We start from the raw sequence: 493 nt of genomic DNA on the forward strand, positions 1-493 counted from the left end.
TCTGACCGGCCTGGGTTTTGCGCTGATCACCAGCCTGGATATTCACCACAGTGTGACCTTCGCCCATGGTGCAATCGACTTCCTGATTTACTATCCGCTGTCGCAGAATGCGTGGCTGTTTATTCTCATTGGCCCTGTGTGGGCGCTGATGTACTACACCATTTTCCGTGTGCTGATCGCCAAGCTTAATTTGATGACTCCCGGCCGGGAAAGTGAAGAGTCTGAGGTCAGTAATTTGTCTGAAATCGGTAATGAGCTGGCGAACACTCTGGTTCAGGCACTGGGCGGTAAGGACAACATCAAAAATGTAGATGCATGTATTACCCGACTGCGTGTCAGTGTGCGCGATATTAGTCGTGCTGATATTCCGAAAATTAAACAACTGGGCGCACGTGAAGTGCTGGTAGTAGGAGATAATCTGCAGGCCATCTTTGGAACCCAGTCAGATAACATTAAAACTGAGATTAATGCCGTTCTCGTTGCTTCAAACTGA

At 48.5% G+C, this 493-nt stretch carries 1 protein-coding gene; it reads left to right on the forward strand.

The window, feature by feature from the left end; all coding sequences use genetic code 11:
• On the forward strand, positions 1-493 hold a 493-nt coding region (locus tag ACYP03_RS24015; RefSeq protein WP_459782364.1), incomplete at its 5' end, for a glucose PTS transporter subunit EIIB.

It is taken from the genome of Photobacterium sp. R1 (genome assembly GCF_054600795.1).